We start from the raw sequence: 15,010 nt of genomic DNA, 5'->3' as shown, positions 1-15,010 counted from the left end.
TTCACGGCGGAGACGGCAATCAGCCGCAAGGAGTTCGGCCTGAAGTGGAACGCGGTGCTGGAGTCGGGCACGGTGGTGGTCGGCGACCGCGTCAGCGTCGTCCTGCACATCGAGGCGGTCCGAGAGTAAAGCGAGTCGTCGCGGAAGGCGGGAGCTGGCGGGGCCGGGCGGTCCCGCCAGCGCGTTTACGGCCTGGCGCCGCGCTGGCAGAATGTCGGCGTGGCAGCCCTGACCGGGATCCTCCTGCCTTCGCTGGTCCCCTTGCCTGGCGGCACGTTTCTCATGGGTGACGACCGGGGCAGGCCGGACGAGAGGCCAGCCCACCGCGTCACGATCGGGCCTTTCCAGGCCGCGAGGACGCCGGTGTCCAACCAGGAGTACGCCGCCTTCCTGCGCGCCACGGGCCGACAGCCACCGAGGTTCTGGGCCGACCCGCGCTTCAATGCGCCGGCAGACCCCGTGGTTGGCGTCACGTGGTTCGACGCGGCCGCTTACTGCGCGTGGCTGGCCGCGGAGACCGGCCTGCGGTTTCGCCTGCCGACGGAGGCGGAGAGGGAGTTCGCCTGCCGCGGCGGCATAGAGCGGGCGGACTGGCCGTGGGGCAGCGAGCCGCCGGAACGCCGGAGCGGGCTGGCGGAGGTGGCGGTCCTGGAACGGACGCACGTGCCCTCTGAGGCCTGTGCCAACGCCTACGGTCTCCTGTGCATGGCGGACAACGTGCATGAGTGGTGCAGCGACTGGTACGACGCGTCCTACTATGAGCGGTCGCCGCCGGAGTCGCCGATGGGGCCGCCAGCGGGCCGCAGGCGGGCGAGCCGGGGCGGCGCCTGGCGCCACCAGGTCAAGTTCAACCGCTGCAGCGCCCGGTCGAGCCTGGACCCGAGCTTCGAGTACAACGACTACGGCTTCCGCGTCTATGCGGACGCGTAGCGCAGCGGCGAAGACGCCCGGCGACCGGGTATGCAGGGCTAGAGCACGGAACCACTTGTCCCTGTATCATTGAGGACACAGTCCCTCAAGGAGAACGGGGTCTTCAATGAAGCGGGTGTATGTCAGCATTACGCAGCGGGGGCAGGTGACTTTGCCAGCGGAGGTCAGGCGGCGTTGGCGGTTGAAGCCGCGTGACCAGGTGATCTTTGAGATCAGTGACGACCAGGTTCAGGTCAAGCGCCCGGAGATGACTCTGGAGGAGACTTTCGGTTCCCTGAGGCCCAGGAGACCAATCAAGGACATCGATAAGGCGATTCGAGAAGCCAAAGAAGAGAAGGTCGAGCGAGACCGGAAGAAGCTAATTCGGCAGTGAGGTTCCTGGACGCGGACATCTTTATCCGAGCGCTTACCGGCGATGACCCGCCGAAAGCAGCTGCCTGCGAACGCCTCTTCCGCGAGCTAGCGGCCGGGCGAGCCGAAGCCACGACTTCAGAAGCCGTGCTCGCGGAAATCGTGTTCGTGCTGGCTTCGCCTCGGCATTACGGGTTTGAGAGGGCGAAGATCGCCCGCGCCCTTGCCCCCTATGTCTCGCTGCGCGGCTTGCGCGTGCCCGAGCGCCCAGTCGTGGCCCGAGCCCTGGCGCTGTACGAGGCGACAAGGCTCGACTTTGAAGACTGCCTCACTGTGGCGAAGTTCGAGTCCGGCATGGTCGACGCCATAGTCAGCCACGACAGGGGGTTCGACCGGATAGCCGGTGTAGTCCGGGTGGAGCCAGCCTGAAGAGAAGGGAGGCCGGAGCAGAGTCCGGCCTCCCTTCCTGGCGCGGGATGCTCAGGGGCTAGTCGCGCGGGAGTCCGAGGCCGCGCTGGGCGATGACGTTGCGCTGGATCTCGCTGGTGCCGCCAGCGATGGTGCCGGCGACGCTGGAGACGTAACCGATCGAGTACTGGCCGCGGTTCGGCGAGTAAGCCGACTGGCGGTCCCAGGACATGCCGTAGAGGCCGATCATCTTCATCCCCGTGCGCGAGATGCGCTGGCCCAGCTCCGAGGAGAAGAGCTTTGCCATCGATGCCTCGTGGTTGGGGATCATGCCGACGTTCTGCATGTGCACGACCCGATACGAAAGCATCTTTGCGACGTGCGCCTCGATGAGCCGGTCGGCGAGCTCGAGGCGGACGAGGGGGTTGCGGTCGAGCATCGAGAAGCCGGCGGCGACGTTCTCCTTCGCCCAGCGGATCATGCGCTCGACGTTCTGCCTGGTGCCGACAGCGGAGCCGATGCCGGACCGCTCATAGTCAAGCGTCGTGGTACCCACGTACCAGCCGCGGTTGACCTCGCCGACGACGTTCTTGGCGGGGACGCGGACGTTGTCGAAAAAGACCTGGTTGAAGCCCTGGGCGCCGGTCATCTGCACGAGCGGCTGTACGGTGATCCCGGGGGTCTTCATGTCTACGAGGAAGTAAGTGATGCCACGGTGCTTGGGCGCGTCCGGGTCGGTGCGCGCCATCATGAACATCATGTTGGCGAACTGGGCGCCGGTGGTCCAGATCTTGGTGCCGTTGATCACGAACTCGTCCCCGTCCTTGACTGCCCGGGTCTGGAGGGAAGCGAGGTCGGAGCCGGCGCCGGGCTCGGAGAAGCCCTGACACCACTGGGTGGTGCCGTCGAGGATCTTCGGCAGGTACTCGGCCTTCTGCTCCTCGGAGCCGTGCACGATGATCGTCGGGCCAGCCATGGAGATGCCCATGCCGCCGGGACGGGGCGCGCGGGCTTCGGCGAACTCCTCGCTGAGGATGAACTGCTGCATGATCGACAGGTCAGCGCCGCCGTACTCCTTCGGCCACGCGGGCGCGATCCAGCCCCTCTCAGCGAGCTTCCGGCGCCAGGTGGCCATGGGGCCGGTGGCCAGGCGGAAGCCAGCGCCGCCGGCGCGGGCTTCTGGCCGGCGGGCTCCAGGCTGGGCGCTCTCGCCCGCAGCTTCCGGCGGGCCGCCCTCGGCGCCGCCGCCGCCGCCGAAGCCACCACCGCCGGCCCGAAGCTCGGGCGGCATTTCGTTCTTGATGAAGTCCCTGACCTCTGCGCGCCAGGCGGCCTCTTCAGGTGAGTCCTTGAGCCTCAATGGATGTTCCTTCTAGCGGTTTGCGTAGATTTTTCGGGCTCATTATACGGACGCGTACCATACGCGACAGGGCCGGATAGCACGTTCCCGGGCACACGTGCGCACCACCAGGAGAGGGCGGGGAGCAGCGTGGCGGGAACGGGGGGCTGGCGGATGGATTCGCTTCATGCAGCCAGCGTTGACGGGGTTGATCCGGCGCTGCTACTATCGGCGGCAGGAAAGGAGGTGATGCGGATGGACCACCAACGTTGCAGACTGGAGACTAGGCCATCCGCCTACTAACTATGGGAGGTTATTCCGCCTAGTTATTAGGTGGGCTAGGCCAAGACTCTGGTCTAGCAACTTCGACTTCCGCTAATTCGCAGCGGAGACAAGGACCGCCCTGGCATACGCCGGGGCGGTCTGCTTTCTACAGGGCGAGCCTGAACGGCCGCTGATCGCCTAGAATCGACGCAATGGTGCAGCAAGAACAGCCACAGCGGCCGCCGTTCCGCTGGATGATCGACTATCAGTTCGGGGACCAGCTTCCCATCTTCTCCAAGCCTTACTTCCAGTGGCACCTGCACACCGACTACGTCGGCCGGCGCTTCATCTATCGCCCGATCAGCGAGTCGACCATGGACGACGCGCGGCGGATGCTGGAGCGCATCAACCTGCCGCAAGGAGCGCTCGTGCTGGCGGAATCGCAGAGCGCGGGGCGCGGCCGGGCCGGCCGTAGCTGGGTGTCGCCGCCCGACGTGAACTTGTACTTCACCCTGCTGCTGTTCCCGCCGCCGCAGCGCCTGCGCCCGCTGGCTTACGTCACGCCCCTGGCGGTGGCGAAGGCCATAGAGTCGTTCAGCAAGCAGAAGGGCGTGCCCGTCGTCCCGGACCTCAAGTGGCCGAATGACGTACAGATCCGCGGCAAGAAGGTAGCCGGCGTGCTGATCGAGACCGAGCACGCACCGGAGCGCGTGGTGGCGCTGGTGGGCGTGGGCGTCAACGTGAACCTCGAGACGGCGCGGTTCGAGGAGATAGCCGGCCTCGCGACCAGCCTCAAGGACGCGACTGGCCTCGAGTTGCCGCGGGAGGAGCTTCTGGCCGCGATCTGCAACGAATTCGAGCCGCTTTACGAAGAGGCGCTTTCGGGCAGCCGGGGGCCGTTCGAGGACTGGAAGTCCAGGCTGGTGACTCTGGGGCAGGATGTGACGGTGTCGACGCCGGACGGCGCCTTCCAGGGACGGGCCGTAGACGTCGAGGACGATGGCGCGCTGCTGGTAGCGCTCGAGGACGGACGCACCCGGCGGGTAGAAGCCGGTGACGTGCGTGTCAGGCCGGCGTAGGGGCCTCAGCCAGGCGGCGCACGTTGTCCATCGAACGGCCCCAGACGCGCCGCAGGTGCGGGGCGACGATGAGGCGGGCGAGGAGCTCGCCGAGACGTCCGAAGGGCGGGTCGAATTCCTCCTCCCACACGAACAGCGTGCCGCTCGAGTGAGGCTCCAGACGGAAGGCGCCCCACCCCGTGAAGGCGCCTTTGTGGACCACTTTGAGCTCGCGCGCCTCGTCCCAGGTCACGACCTCCATCACGTCGCGGAGGACCGGAAGGCCGAACAGCTTCGACCTGGCCCTGATGACGGTCCCCGCGCCGCTCGTCTGAGGCGACGTGACCTGGAGGCTGTGGATGTCTTCCATCCAGCGCACCTGGCCGGAGAGGTCGGTGATTATCTCCCAGACGCGTTCCGGCGGCGCCCCTATCGGGCGCCGCAGCTCGATGCGCGCCACTATACGCGAGCGCCGGTGGGGGGCTGCGAGCCGCCCGCGGGCGGCAGGAGCGGTATCGAGGCCGGGTCGCGCTTCACCTTGAGGCGCAGTCCTTCCTTGCCGGTAACGATGACAGGGGTGTCCTCGCCCAGCGGCGGGTCCTCCGCGATGGCCTCCCAGCGCTCTCCTTCGACGTAGACGTAGCCCAGAGGATTGAGACGCGAATGCACGCGTCCGCGGGCCCCGATGAGGCGCTCGTTGCCGGAGAGCGTCGGCATCTTGCGGGCGCGGACGATGGCGCCGAGGAACAACACCAAGGTGCCGCCGATGACCACGCCCATGCTGATCACGAGCCAGCGTGAGACCTGGAAACCGGTCTCGCTGCTGCCGGTGAGGATGAGGCCGCCGAAGATGAGGGACACGACGCCTCCGATCCCCAGGATGCCGAAGCCGGAGACGAAGAGCTCCGAGCCGATGAGGATGAAGCCGAACAGGATCAGGGCGACGCCGGCCCAGTTGGTCGGCAGGGCGCCAAGGGCGAAAAAGCCGAGCATGAGGCAGATCACGCCGACGACGCCGCCGAGGATGTTGGGGTTGAAGACCTCGAACAGGAGGAAGGCGCCGCCGAGGCTCAGCAGAAGGAAGGCGATGTCCGGGGTGGCGATGATGTTGAGGACGGTCTCGAAGATGTTGGGGTCGTTCTCGTAGATGCGGGCCTGGGCGGTGTTGATGGTCACCGGGCGCAGGCCGCCGGCGGCGTCCTGGACCTGGACCACGCGCCCGTTGGCCTTGCTGAGCAGGTCCGTGAGCCCGGTGGCGACGTAGTCGACGACGTTCAGTTCTACGGCCTGGGTCTGGTTGATGGATGCGGCGTCGCGCACGGCGGACTCTGCCCAGTCGGCGTTGCGGCCACGGAGCTCGGCGATGCCGCGGATGTAGGACACGGCATCGTTGATCACCTTGCGGCCGAGGGCGCCCTCGATATCGCCGCCGTCGGCGTTGATCGGCGTCGCGGCGCCGATGGACGTATTCGGCGCCATGGCGGCGATGTGGCCGGCCATCGTGATGAAGGTGCCGGCCGAGGCCGCGCGGCCGCCTGAGGGCGAGACGTAGACGATCACGGGCACGCTCGCGGCCTCGATGCGCTGGACGATGTCGCGCATGGCGCTGTCGAGGCCACCCGGAGTGTCGAGCCTGATCACGACGGCGACGGCGTCTGACTTCTCGGCCGTGTCGATGCCCCGGTCGATGTAGCGCTCCATGACCGGGTTGACGTTGTCTTTCCAGGTCAGCACGTGCACGCGGCCGGCCGGCTTCTCGCTGGCGCAGGCGGCCGCGAGGCCGGCCAGGACCAGGAGGAGGCCGGTGATCAGGGCCGGGCGCCGGAGCAACCGCTGCATGATCCGAATTATAGGTCGATTAAGAGGCTGCCGTTGTGGCGCAGCGGAAACCCTCACTCCCTGCAAGCCGGCATCGCATTCGCCGGCGCGGGCCGGGCCCCTCGCCTCGAGGGCGGTCATGTGACGCCTCTACGAGAGCTGGCGGCGCAGGAGGTACACGAGGGTGGCCACCAACAGCGGAAGGGCCGCTACGGCGAGCGAAACGGCCTCCCAGCGGGGCCAGAGGGCCAGAGCCATCCCCAGGTAACCGCCGGCGGCAAGCAACGGCGTGCCGCAGAGGATGAAGAAATGGCTCCTGACCTGGAACTTCTCCCAGTTGTGGTACGGGTACTGCACGCGGTGGTAGACCACGGGCATGACGAACACGGCGGTGGCGCTGGCGATGAGCACCAGGGCGACGCCGTACAGCCACTCCTGGATCCGCCCTTCGGCAAGACTCTGCGCCGTGAGCAGGAAGCCGAACATCAGGGCCGAGACCGTGGTGAGGAGACGCAACTCCGTGAGGATGTCGCGATAGCTCTCGATGATCTGGTCGCGTTCGGCGCTCTCGGTATCGGCCATGGTGTTCCCTCCCTTGGGCGGAGTGCTGCGGTGCGAGATGTTGGACGCCCGTTTGACGCTAGGATAGAATTCACCTGCCGGGTCGCGTTGCCCTTCGCATAACGGAAGGGCATCTTTGTTTGAGGCCCGATCCCGCTCTTTTGGCTTTGGCAACAGTGGAAAAGCGAAGGCTCCGGCTGGCGATCCCCAACGGCAACATGCAGCAGGCCACGATCGACCTGTTCGCCAAGGCCGGCTACAACATCGCGGTCTCCGGCCGCTCCTACTTCCCGTCCATAGATGACGACGAGATCGACTGCCTGCTGGTGAGGCCGCAGGAGCAGCCGCGCTACGTGCAGGACGGCCTCATAGACGTCGGCTTCACGGGCCTGGACCTGATCCGCGAGGCGCGGGCGGAGGTCACCGAAGTCCTGGAGGTAGTCTCGCGGACCAGCGGCTTCTACACGCGCTGGGTCCTGTGCGTGCCGGAAAGCTCGCCGATCCGCGACGTCCGGGACCTCGAGGGCAAGCGGATCGCGACGGAGCTGGTGCAGGTCACGCGCGACTATCTCGAGCAGCGCGGCATCAAAGCCCTCGTCGAGTACTCCTACGGCGCGACGGAGGTCAAGGTGCCCTTGCTCGCGGACGCGATCATGGAGTCGACGATCACGGGGAGCTCGATCCGCGCCAACGGCCTGCGGATCATCGAGACGGTAATCGAGAGCCGGCCGCGGCTCATCGCCAGCCGGGCAGCCCTCCTCGATGACTGGAAGCGCCAGAAGATCGAGGACCTGGCGCTGATGCTCAAGGGAGCGCTGGCGGCGGAGGGCAAGGTGTGGCTGTCCATGAACGTCCGGCGCGCCGACCTCGACGCCGTTCTGGCCATCCTGCCCGCGCTCGACAAACCCACTGTAGCCTCGCTGTCCGATCCCGGCTGGGTAGACGTCACGACGATCGTGGACGAGGACCTCGTGAAGGTGATCGTGCCCAGGCTTAAGAAGGCTGGCGCCCATGGAATCGTCGAGTATCCGCTGAACAAGATCATCGAGTAGCCGCGGGCCCCGAGTTCGAACGATGCCTCCTCCCGTCCTGCACATGTCGCTGGCAAAGACGATCGCCGACGGGCTGCGCCTCGCGGAAATCGAGGCGGACCGCGGCGCCTACTACCTGGGATCGACGGCGCCGGACATCCGCGCCGTCACGCGCTGGGAGCGGGAGCGGACGCACTTCTTCGACCTGAACAACTTCGGCCACCAGGACAGCGTGGCGGCGATGTTTGCCGCCTTCCCCGAGCTCGCCGACCGGGCCAAGGTCAGCGCGGCGACGGCCTCGTTTCTCGCCGGCTACATCACCCACCTCGTCCTGGACGAGGGCTGGATCTCAGAGGTTTACCGGCCGCTGTTCGGGGAGCGGTCGGTGCTGGCCGGGAGCGAGCGGGCGAACGTCATGGACCGCGTAATCCAGTTCGAGATGGACCGCCGGCAGCGCGAGGACCGCGAGACCATCGAGGCCATGAAGGCAGACATCGCAGCGACGGCGCTCGAAGTCACGGTGGGCTTCATCGACATCGACACGCTGCGGCGCTGGCGGGAGGTGAACCTGGACTTCCTGCGGGCGCCGCCGACATGGGAGCGCTTCCGCAACGTGGCAAGCCGCCACCTCAGCGCCTATGGCGTTACGGAGCCCGAGCACCTGGAAGCGTTCATGGCGGAAGTGCCCTCGATCCTCCAGGAGACGGTCGACCACGTCGGCTGGGACCGCGTGCAGGCCTACCTGGACGGCGCGCTGGCCCGAGCCCGGGATCAGCTAAGGGGCTACCTCCAGTGAGGCTTGTCGTCGGGGCAGAGGAGGCTCGGCGCACGATCCTGCGGCGCCGTCCCGCGAGCGAGGCCGAGCTGTCACCGGCGGCGCGGAAGCGCACGGCCGAGGTCATGGGGGCCGAGGTCTCGGCAGCGGAGGCGGTGCGGCGCATCGTCCGCGAAGTGCGCCTGGAGGGCGACGCCGCCGTCCGGCGCTACTGCGAGGCCTTCGACGGCGTGCCACACCGGGCGCTGGAAGTGCCGCGCGAGGAGGTCGAGCGCGCACTCGCGGAGATACCGGCTGACCTGCGCGAAGCCCTCGAGTTCGCGGCGGAGCGTGTCCGGCGCTACCACGAGGGGCAGGCGCGGCGGCTGATGACCTCGTACGAGGAGGACGGCCTCGGCGTGCGCGTACGGCCGCTCGAGACCGTCGGCTTCTATGTGCCGGGCACATTCCCCGTCTATCCGTCCTCCGTGCTCCACACCCTCGTGCCGGCGAAGGTAGCGGGCGTGGGCGCGCTCGTAATGGTCAGCCCGGCCGACCGCAGCGGCCGCGTCCCGGCGGTGAAGCTCGCGGCGGCGGCGATCGCCGGCGTGGACCGCGTGTTCATGGCCAGCGGGGCCCAGGCAATCGCAGCCCTGGCCTACGGGACGGAGACGATCCCGCGGGTGGACAAGATCGTGGGCCCGGGGAACATCTTCGTGACCCTGGCCAAGCGGGAGGTCTTCGGGGACGTCGGGATTGACTCGATCTACGGGCCGACCGAGACGGTCGTCGTCGCCGACGGGGACGCAGACCCAGTGCTGTGCGCGGTCGACATGATCGCGCAGGCGGAGCACGACGAGATGGCGACGCCGCTGCTGATCACGGACTCGAAGCCGCTGGCGGAGCAGGTTCTGTACGAGATCGAGAAGCGCGTGGCCGACTTGCCTCGGGGCAACGTCGCCCGGACTGCGATCGAAAACCAGGGCGGGGCGGTGGTGGCCGCGAGCATGGAGGAGGCAGTGGCGCTGGCGAGCGAGTTCGCCCCCGAGCACCTCTGCATCCTGGCGCGAGACGCCCGCAGGCTTGCTGGCCTGGTGAAGAATGCGGGCGGAATCTTCATCGGCGAGAGCAGCCCGGAGGCTATCGGGGACTATACCGGCGGCCCAAGCCACGTGATGCCAACGGGAGGCGCGGCGCGCTTCGCCTCGCCGCTGAGCGTGCTGGACTTCCTCAAGTTCAGCACGGTCATGGAGATCCGCGACGAGGACGTAGTCCGCCTGGGGCCGCCCGGAGCCCGTATCGCTTACGCCGAGGGACTGGAGGGCCATGCGCGCGCCATCGAGGAAAGGCTGCCGAAGTGAGCGGCCCCGCGCGCCGGCAGGCGGCGGCCGGGGACTGGCTGCGCGAGTGGGTGCAGCCGCACCTCCTGGAGATCCCGGGCTACGTGCCCATCGAGCCGCCGGAGGTGCTGGCGAAGCGCATCGGCGTGCCCGTCGAGACGATCGTCAAGCTCGATGGGAACGAGAACCCCTACGGGCCCTCGCCGCGGGCGCTGGAGGCGCTGGCTAAGGAGCGTGGCTACAACATCTATCCCGACCCGGACCAGCGCGACCTGAGGGCGGCTCTGGCGGACTACGTGGGCCTGGGGCCGGAGAACATAGTCGCCGGGGCGGGCAGCGACGAACTGATCGACCTCGTGACGCGGATGTTCGTGGCGCCAGGCGAGGCGGTCCTGAACTTCCCTCCCACGTTCGGGATGTACGCCTTCGCCGCGGAAGTGCAGGGCGCGCGGGTCATCAACCTGCCGCGGCGGCCGGACTTCTCGCTGCGCCTGGACGGCTTCGCCGCGCAGGCGCGCAAGGCGCGCCTTATTTTCGTGGTCTCCCCGAACAACCCGAGCGGCACGCCGCTTTCGAGCGAGGAGCTAGCGGTCCTCCTCGAGGGCGGACGGCCGGTCGTCGTCGACGAGGCCTACGCGGAGTTCGCGGGTGAGAGCTTCGTGGATCTCGTGCCGCGTTACCCGAACCTGATGGTGCTGCGGACGCTGAGCAAATGGGCGGGCCTGGCCGGCCTCCGCGTCGGCTACATGGTGGCGTCGCCCGAGATTATCGCGGTCGCCATGAAGGCAAAGCAGCCTTACAGCGTGAGCGTCGCGGCAGAGACGGCGGCCCTGGCGAGCCTGCAGGACCGTGACTGGCTGCTGGCCAACGTGAGGAGGATCGTGGACGAGCGCGAGAGGCTGGCGGGCAGGCTCGCGGAGCTGCCATGGTTGGAGCCGGTGCCGACGCGGGCCAACTTCATCCTCTGCCGCGTCGCGGGCATCGAGGCCGGGCTGGTGAAGGAAAAGCTGGCGGCCCAGGGCATCATGATCCGATACTTCGATACGCCGTTGCTGCGGAACTACATCCGGATCAGCGTCGGCAAGCCCGAGCACACGGACAGACTGATCGAGGCGCTGAGGGAGATCGGGCGAGCCGAGGGGCCTGGCGGCCAGGCGCCGTCAGAGAGAGGGTCGACCCCTTGAGCGAACGCAGGGCGACGTACCGGCGCGAGACGCGCGAGACGGCCATCGAGGCCGCGTGGGACCTCGACGGCAGCGGCCACGCCGAGGTCTCGACGGGCATCGGCATGCTGGACCACCTCGTCGAGCAGCTGGCGCGTCACGGCATATTTGACATAACGCTAGTGGCAAAGGGCGACCTCCACGTCGACCCGCACCACACGGTGGAGGACACGGCGATCGCGCTGGGCCGGGCGTTCCTCGGGGCGATTGGCGAGGGAGCCGGCATCACGCGCATGGGCGACGCCCTGGTGCCGCTGGATGAGGCGCTGGCGCAGGTAGCCGTGGACGTGTCGGGCAGGGGATACGCTTCGCTCGCGGTGCGGTGGACGGGGGAGCAGGTGGGGGAACTGCCGTGCGACCTCATCGAGCACCTGCTGCAGTCGCTGGCGCTCGAAGGGAAGTTCAACCTCAACGTCCGCCTCCTCTCCGGCGTCAACGACCACCACAAGGCCGAGGTCATCTTCAAGGCGCTGGGAAGGGCGCTCTCCATCGCGACCCGCCTGGAGCCGCGGCGCGCCGGCCAGACGCCGAGCACGAAGGGGACCCTCGGCTAGATCCGCCCCCCGGCCTCAGATTAGCCCTGCGCCGCGGGCGCGATGCCCAGGAAGCGGAGGGCGTTCGCCGTCTCGACCGCGCCCAGGGTTGTGGCGTCGAGGCCGAGGGAGCGGACGGTAGCGCCGACCGGCTGCTCGCGGGGGAAGAAAGGGTAGTCGGTGCCGATCACGAGCTGCGATGCGCCCATGATGTCCAGGAGATAACGGATGGCCCGGCGGTCGAAGAGCAGGGTGTCGTAGTAAAGGCGCCGCGCATAGGTAGAGGGCGACTCCGGCAGCGCCTGGCGGAGCTCGCTCGGCGCGGCGCCGGGTACGAGCGGCTCGCCCTCGTTCCAGGCCCCGCTCCAGGCGTTTTCGAGCCGCGGCAGGACGAAGGGGAAGCTGCCGCCACCGTGACTGAAGGCCATGCGCAGGCCCGGGCAGGCCTGCAGGGTGCCGCCGCTGATCAGAGAAGCGATCGTGAGGCCGGTGTCGTGGGGGAAGCCGACAGCATTTACCACCTGCTCCGGGCCGACGAAGCGGTCGCGCATGGTGGGGTGCAGCGCGTGGACGAAGACCGCGAGTCCGGCGCGCTCGACCGCCTTCCAGAAGTCGAGAAAGCGCGGGTCGCCAAGAGAGCGGCCGAGGACGTTCGAGCCGACCTCGATGCCGGCGAGGCGACGCGCGCGGACCCCTTCCAGATCGAGTGCGGCGGCGTCCGGGTCCTGTAGCCGCACCATGCCGAGGCCATGGAAGCGGCCAGGGGAGGCCTCGACCATGCGGGTGATGTAGTCGTTCACGTGCTCCGCCAGGACGCGGCTGTCCTCGAGCGGGAGCCAGTAGGAGAGAAGCTCGGGCATGGGCGAGAGGACCTGGACGTCGACCCCCTCGCGGTCCATGTCTTCAATGCGGCGGGTGGCGCTCCAAACCCCCTCTGTCACGGTGCGGAAGTTCCGCCCGGCGATCATTACGCGGGCGCGCCCCGGCTCGAAGTGGTCCATCTCCGGCCAGCGCTCGTCGGCGCCGGGGGGATGTGGCGGGAAGCGTTCGGGGACGACGTGGGCGTGGACGTCGATGGTCACACCCGCAACTGTACAGCAGGCCTCTGTGTGAATTTCGTCACGAGACGGTGTAACCTCAACAGGGGCAGAGGTTAGTGGGGTCCCAGGAGGAAAGCGGATGAGAGGGCTGGCCGATACCTGCTACCGCAACCGGCGCCTGGTCGTGATCGCCTGGTTAGCGCTGCTGGCCACGGCGATCGGCGCCTGCGCGGCGCTGTCAGGGGAGTACCGGACCGTGTTCGAGCTGCCGGACTCGGAGAGCGCGCGGGCGCTGGACCTGATGGAGGAGAGGGGCCTGGCTCAGCGCAGCGGCTTCTCCGGCCAGATCGTCTTCGCGGCGGAGCAGGGGGTCAACGACCCGGCGGTGCGCAGGGCGATGGAGGACCTTTTCGCCCGTGTGCGCGAGGCGCTGGATGAAGAGGAGCTGATCAGCCCCTACGAGCCGCAGAACGCCTACCAGATCTCGGCGGACGGCCGCATCGCCTACGCGGAGCTCAACCTCTCGATGCGGGAGCGGGAGGCCTTCCAGGCCGACGCGGAGACGGTCGAGGCTCTGGCGCGGGACGTGGACGTGCCCGGCTTGCGCATCGAACTGGGCGGCGACATTTTCGCCGACCGGCCTGAGTTCGCGAGTGAGGTCGTCGGTATCGTCGCAGCGATGATCATCCTGCTCGTGGCCTTCGGGTCCGTGCTGGCGATGGGACTGCCGATCGTCACGGCGCTGTGCGGGATCGGAAGTGGTGCAGCCCTCATCGGCCTCTTGACGCGGGTGCTGGCGGTGCCGGACTTCACCACGCAGGTCGCGGCGATGATCGGCATCGGTGTCGGGATCGACTACGCGCTGCTCATCGTCACGCGCTATCGCCACGGCCTGCGCGACGGCCTCGAGCCGCGGCAGGCGATCGCCCTGGCGCTCGACACCTCGGGCCGGGCAGTGGTCTTCGCGGGCATGACGGTCGTGATCTCGCTGCTCGGCATTTTCATGATGAACATGGACTTCATGCGCAGCCTGTCGGTGTCGGCGGTGCTGGCGGTCCTCATGACCATGCTGGCCGCCGTGACCCTGCTGCCGGCGCTGCTGGGCTTCGTCGGACGCGGCATCGACAGGCTGGGCCTGCCCCACAGGAGCGCCGAACGTGAAGCTTCGGAACACTTCTGGTACCGCTGGAGCCGCGTCGTCCAGGCTCATCCCTGGCCAGCGCTGCTCCTCAGCACTGCGCTGCTCGTGGCCCTGGCGTCGCCCGTCTTCGCGTTACGGTTAGGGTTCGGCGACGCCGGCAACCGCCAGGAGAAGGACACCACGCGCCGGGCCTACGACCTCCTGTCGGAGGGCTTCGGGCCCGGTTTCAACTCGCCCTTCCTGATCATCGCGGACTTGCCGGAGGGTGCGGCGGACGCGCCGAAGGTGCAGGAGCTAACGAGAGCGCTAAGAGCGACCGAGGGCGTTGCCTCGGTCGCGGAGCCCCTAATCCTGCCGGACGCCCGCCTGGCAATCATTAACCTCTTCGCAGCCTCGGCGCCGCAGGACAAGGAGACGTCGGAGCTAGTGCACAGGTTGCGCGAGGAAACATTGCCACCGGTGGCCACCTCGACGGGCCTGCAGATATACACCTCGGGCGGACCACCGATCGTGGTGGACTTCGCGGACTACATCGCCAGCCGGCTGCCCCTGTTCTTCGGCGCCGTTCTGTTGCTGTCCTTCCTGCTGCTGATGATGGTCTTCCACAGCGTCGTGGTGCCCGTGAAGGCCGTGGTCATGAACCTGCTGTCCATCGGGGCGGCCTTTGGGGCCATGGTGGCGATCTTCCAGTGGGGCTTTCTCGGCAGCCTCTTTGGCCTGGGAAAGTCGGGGCCCATCGAGGCCTGGGCGCCGATGATGCTCTTCGCCATCGTGTTCGGCCTGTCCATGGACTATGAGGTCTTCCTGCTGTCCAGGGTGCGGGAAGAGTACGACCGCTGCGGCGACAACCGGCAGGCGGTGGCGGACGGACTAGCGGCGACGGGCCGCGTCATCTCGGCGGCGGCCCTGATCATGGTCTGTGTCTTCGCCGCTTTCATACTGGGCGGGGAGCGCGTGATGAAGCTGATGGGCTTCGGGCTGTCCTTCGCCATCTTCATCGACGCGACGGTCGTGCGCCTTGTCCTGGTGCCGGCGGCGATGGAGCTGCTGGGCGACCTCAACTGGTGGATGCCGGGCTGGCTGGCGCGGCGGCTGCCGAAGCTGAACGTGGATGGGGCCGCCGTGGCTCCGGAGGGCGCGGTTGCGGAGGCGGCGAGCTGAGGGCGGGGAGCCGTGGCCTGAGCGAGTCTCGAAACAGGGCGGGACTCGACATAACGCG

The 15,010-nt window shown here is 68.0% G+C and carries 16 protein-coding genes; 11 read left to right on the top strand and 5 right to left on the bottom strand.

The annotated features are described in order from the left end of the window. From VNN10_07135 to VNN10_07120, 4 genes are all read left to right on the top strand, one after another. Positions 1–129, top strand: a 129-nt coding sequence (locus tag VNN10_07135) for a YceI family protein (GenBank protein ID HXH21786.1), incomplete at its 5' end; no start/stop codon positions are given. A 90-nt stretch (positions 130–219) separates the two neighbouring features. Continuing rightward, positions 220–930 (top strand): SUMF1/EgtB/PvdO family nonheme iron enzyme, encoded by a 711-nt coding sequence (locus tag VNN10_07130; GenBank protein ID HXH21785.1) that lies wholly within the window; start codon positions 220–222, stop codon positions 928–930. Positions 931–1,036: 106 nt separating this feature from the next. Then, on the top strand, positions 1,037–1,303 hold the full coding sequence (locus VNN10_07125; protein HXH21784.1) for an AbrB/MazE/SpoVT family DNA-binding domain-containing protein: 267 nt from the start codon (positions 1,037–1,039) through the stop codon (positions 1,301–1,303). Further along, positions 1,300–1,710, top strand: a complete 411-nt coding sequence (locus VNN10_07120; protein ID HXH21783.1) for a PIN domain-containing protein — start codon at positions 1,300–1,302, stop codon at positions 1,708–1,710. The genes VNN10_07125 and VNN10_07120 overlap by 4 nt, the downstream gene beginning before the upstream one ends. Positions 1,711–1,768: 58 nt before the next feature. Here the strand turns inward: VNN10_07120 and VNN10_07115 are convergent, their stop codons facing one another. Beyond that, positions 1,769–3,049 (bottom strand): acyl-CoA dehydrogenase family protein, encoded by a 1,281-nt coding sequence (locus VNN10_07115; protein ID HXH21782.1) that lies wholly within the window; start codon positions 3,047–3,049, stop codon positions 1,769–1,771. Between the two features lie 455 nt (positions 3,050–3,504). Here VNN10_07115 and VNN10_07110 point away from each other — a divergent pair, with 455 nt between their 5' ends. After that, positions 3,505–4,371 (top strand): biotin--[acetyl-CoA-carboxylase] ligase, encoded by an 867-nt coding sequence (locus VNN10_07110; GenBank protein ID HXH21781.1) that lies wholly within the window; start codon positions 3,505–3,507, stop codon positions 4,369–4,371. Here the strand turns inward: VNN10_07110 and VNN10_07105 are convergent. The 3 genes from VNN10_07105 to VNN10_07095 form a co-directional block, all read right to left on the bottom strand. Next, positions 4,358–4,810: an SRPBCC family protein gene (locus tag VNN10_07105; protein HXH21780.1), complete on the bottom strand. Its 453-nt coding sequence runs from the start codon at positions 4,808–4,810 to the stop codon at positions 4,358–4,360. The two genes, VNN10_07110 and VNN10_07105, sit on opposite strands and share 14 nt — an antisense overlap. Next, positions 4,810–6,189, bottom strand: a complete 1,380-nt coding sequence (locus tag VNN10_07100; protein ID HXH21779.1) for a nodulation protein NfeD — start codon at positions 6,187–6,189, stop codon at positions 4,810–4,812. Before VNN10_07100 ends, VNN10_07105 begins: the two co-directional genes overlap by 1 nt. A 129-nt stretch (positions 6,190–6,318) precedes the next feature. Beyond that, positions 6,319–6,750 (bottom strand): DUF6328 family protein, encoded by a 432-nt coding sequence (locus VNN10_07095; protein HXH21778.1) that lies wholly within the window; start codon positions 6,748–6,750, stop codon positions 6,319–6,321. Between the two features lie 155 nt (positions 6,751–6,905). Between VNN10_07095 and hisG the strand changes: the two genes are divergently transcribed. The 5 genes from hisG to hisB are packed head-to-tail and all read left to right on the top strand — an operon-like array spanning position 6,906 to position 11,631. Next, a complete protein-coding gene (gene hisG / locus VNN10_07090; GenBank protein ID HXH21777.1) occupies positions 6,906–7,781 on the top strand; it encodes an ATP phosphoribosyltransferase in 876 nt (291 codons plus the stop codon). A 22-nt stretch (positions 7,782–7,803) separates the two neighbouring features. After that, complete coding sequence (locus VNN10_07085; protein ID HXH21776.1) at positions 7,804–8,556, top strand: zinc dependent phospholipase C family protein; 753 nt, start codon at positions 7,804–7,806, stop codon at positions 8,554–8,556. Then, a complete protein-coding gene (gene hisD / locus VNN10_07080; protein HXH21775.1) occupies positions 8,553–9,875 on the top strand; it encodes a histidinol dehydrogenase in 1,323 nt (440 codons plus the stop codon). The genes VNN10_07085 and hisD overlap by 4 nt, the downstream gene beginning before the upstream one ends. Further along, a complete protein-coding gene (gene hisC, locus VNN10_07075) occupies positions 9,872–11,038 on the top strand; it encodes a histidinol-phosphate transaminase (protein HXH21774.1) in 1,167 nt (388 codons plus the stop codon). Before hisD ends, hisC begins: the two co-directional genes overlap by 4 nt. Continuing rightward, the gene (gene hisB / locus VNN10_07070) at positions 11,035–11,631 is read left to right on the top strand and encodes an imidazoleglycerol-phosphate dehydratase HisB (protein ID HXH21773.1); all 597 of its coding nucleotides are present in this window, start codon (positions 11,035–11,037) and stop codon (positions 11,629–11,631) included. Before hisC ends, hisB begins: the two co-directional genes overlap by 4 nt. Positions 11,632–11,651: 20 nt before the next feature. Here hisB and VNN10_07065 read toward each other — a convergent pair whose 3' ends face one another. Further along, entirely contained in the window at positions 11,652–12,692 is a 1,041-nt protein-coding gene (locus VNN10_07065) for an amidohydrolase family protein (protein HXH21772.1), read from the bottom strand. 97 nt (positions 12,693–12,789) lie between these two features. Between VNN10_07065 and VNN10_07060 the strand changes: the two genes are divergently transcribed. Then, the gene (locus VNN10_07060) at positions 12,790–14,952 is read left to right on the top strand and encodes an MMPL family transporter (GenBank protein ID HXH21771.1); all 2,163 of its coding nucleotides are present in this window, start codon (positions 12,790–12,792) and stop codon (positions 14,950–14,952) included. Positions 14,953–15,010 lie beyond the last annotated feature (58 nt).

The sequence above is a fragment of the Dehalococcoidia bacterium genome, assembly GCA_035574915.1.
Classification (GTDB): domain Bacteria; phylum Chloroflexota; class Dehalococcoidia; order DSTF01; family WHTK01; genus DATLYJ01.
This window is presented reverse-complemented; position numbering and strand designations above follow the sequence as displayed.

What these genes read in the sequence shown, in the direction of transcription:
- VNN10_07110 (HXH21781.1), top strand. Translation starts at nt 3,505, where the DNA reads ATGGTGCAGCAAGAACAGCCACAGCGGCCGCCGTTCCGCTGGATGATC.
- VNN10_07095 (HXH21778.1), bottom strand. Translation starts at nt 6,750, where the DNA reads ATGGCCGATACCGAGAGCGCCGAACGCGACCAGATCATCGAGAGCTAT.
- VNN10_07125 (HXH21784.1), top strand. Translation starts at nt 1,037, where the DNA reads ATGAAGCGGGTGTATGTCAGCATTACGCAGCGGGGGCAGGTGACTTTG.
- VNN10_07100 (HXH21779.1), bottom strand. Translation starts at nt 6,189, where the DNA reads ATGCAGCGGTTGCTCCGGCGCCCGGCCCTGATCACCGGCCTCCTCCTG.
- VNN10_07060 (HXH21771.1), top strand. Translation starts at nt 12,790, where the DNA reads ATGAGAGGGCTGGCCGATACCTGCTACCGCAACCGGCGCCTGGTCGTG.
- VNN10_07085 (HXH21776.1), top strand. Translation starts at nt 7,804, where the DNA reads ATGCCTCCTCCCGTCCTGCACATGTCGCTGGCAAAGACGATCGCCGAC.